The sequence below is a fragment of the Pseudoalteromonas sp. PSi26 genome (assembly GCF_054960575.1).
On sequence record NZ_JBHNYT010000032.1, the window covers coordinates 1 to 2203 of the forward strand.

The 2203-nt window shown below is 49.0% G+C and carries 1 rRNA gene; it reads right to left on the reverse strand.

Annotation, left to right across the window (positions count from 1 at the left end):
• Positions 1-2118, reverse strand: a 23S ribosomal RNA gene (locus ACFI34_RS18680); the annotation flags it as partial.
• Positions 2119-2203 lie beyond the last annotated feature (85 nt).

A 2203-nucleotide genomic window follows, 5' to 3' on the forward strand; every position in this document is an offset into this window, starting at 1 on the left:
CTTCAAAGTCTCCCACCTATCCTACACATGTAGGTTCAATGTTCAGTGCCAAGCTGTAGTAAAGGTTCACGGGGTCTTTCCGTCTAGCCGCGGGTACACAGCATCTTCACTGCGATTTCAATTTCACTGAGTCTCGGGTGGAGACAGCGTGGCCATGGTTACACCATTCGTGCAGGTCGGAACTTACCCGACAAGGAATTTCGCTACCTTAGGACCGTTATAGTTACGGCCGCCGTTTACCGGGGCTTCGATCAAGAGCTTCTCCGAAGATAACCCCATCAATTAACCTTCCGGCACCGGGCAGGTGTCACACCGTATACGTCATCTTGCGATTTTGCACAGTGCTGTGTTTTTAATAAACAGTCCCAGCCACCTGGTCACTGCGGCTCCCGTCCGCTTAGAGAGCAAGTCTCATCACAGATAGGAGCGTACCTTCTCCCGAAGTTACGGTACGATTTTGCCTAGTTCCTTCACCCGAGTTCTCTCAAGCGCCTTAGTATTCTCTACCTGACCACCTGTGTCGGTTTGGGGTACGATTCGGTATAATCTGAAGCTTAGAGGCTTTTCCTGGAAGTATGGCATCAGCAACTTCATCACCGTAGTGACTCGTCTCGTGTCTCAGGTTTAGTGTTCGTCCGGATTTACCTAAACAAACGCCCTACTCACTTTCACATGGACAACCATCGCCATGCTTGCTTAGCCTTCTCCGTCCCCCCATCGCAATTATACCAAGTACGGAAATATTAATCCGTTTCCCATCGACTACGCCTTTCGGCCTCGCCTTAGGGGTCGACTTACCCTACCCTGATTAACATGGGATAGGAACCCTTGGTCTTCCGGCGTGCGGGTTTTTCACCCGCATTATCGTTACTCATGTCAGCATTCGCACTTCTGATACGTCCAGCATACCTCCCGGTACACCTTCAACCGCTTACAGAACGCTCCCCTACCACTCATACAAAGTATGAATCCGCAGCTTCGGTGCATAGTTTAGCCCCGTTACATCTTCCGCGCAGACCGACTCGACCAGTGAGCTATTACGCTTTCTTTAAAGGATGGCTGCTTCTAAGCCAACCTCCTGGCTGTCTGGGCCTTTCCACATCGTTTCCCACTTAACTATGACTTTGGGACCTTAGCTGGCGGTCTGGGTTGTTTCCCTCTTCACGACGGACGTTAGCACCCGCCGTGTGTCTCCCGGATAGTACTTTACGGTATTCGGAGTTTGCAAAGGGTTGGTAAGTCGGGATGACCCCCTAGCCTTAACAGTGCTCTACCCCCGTAAGTATTCGTCCGAGGCTCTACCTAAATAGATTTCGGGGAGAACCAGCTATCTCCCGGTTTGATTAGCCTTTCACTCCTAGCCACAGGTCATCCCCTAACTTTTCAACGTTAGTGGGTTCGGTCCTCCAGTTGATGTTACTCAACCTTCAACCTGCCCATGGCTAGATCACCGGGTTTCGGGTCTATACCTTGCAACTATTCGCCCAGTTAAGACTCGGTTTCCCTACGGCTACCCTAATCGGTTAACCTCGCTACAAAATATAAGTCGCTGACCCATTATACAAAAGGTACGCAGTCACAGAACAAGTCTGCTCCTACTGCTTGTACGTACACGGTTTCAGGTTCTATTTCACTCCCCTCACAGGGGTTCTTTTCGCCTTTCCCTCACGGTACTGGTTCACTATCGGTCAGTTGGGAGTATTTAGCCTTAGATGATGGTCCACCTATATTCAGTCAAAGTTTCACGTGCTCCGACCTACTCGATTTCACTTAAAATGCGTTTTCATGTACGGGACTATCACCCTGTATCGTGGCACTTTCCAGAGCCTTCCATTAACACATAATAAGCTTAAGGGCTGTTCCGATTTCGCTCGCCGCTACTTTCGGAATCTCGGTTGATTTCTTTTCCTACGGGTACTTAGATGTTTCAGTTCTCCGCGTTCGCCTCGTTAACCTATGTATTCAGTTAACGATACCTGCAAGCAGGTGGGTTTCCCCATTCGGAAATCCTAGTCTCAAGTGCTTTTTACTAGCTTGACTAGGCTTATCGCAAGTTAATACGTCCTTCATCGCCTCCAACTGCCAAGGCATCCACCGTGTACGCTTAGTCACTTAACCATACAACCCAAACGGGTCTTTGTTTTGTGACAGTTTAACTTCGCCAGAAGTTAATATTGAATACTAAAGTAGATACCAATCAATC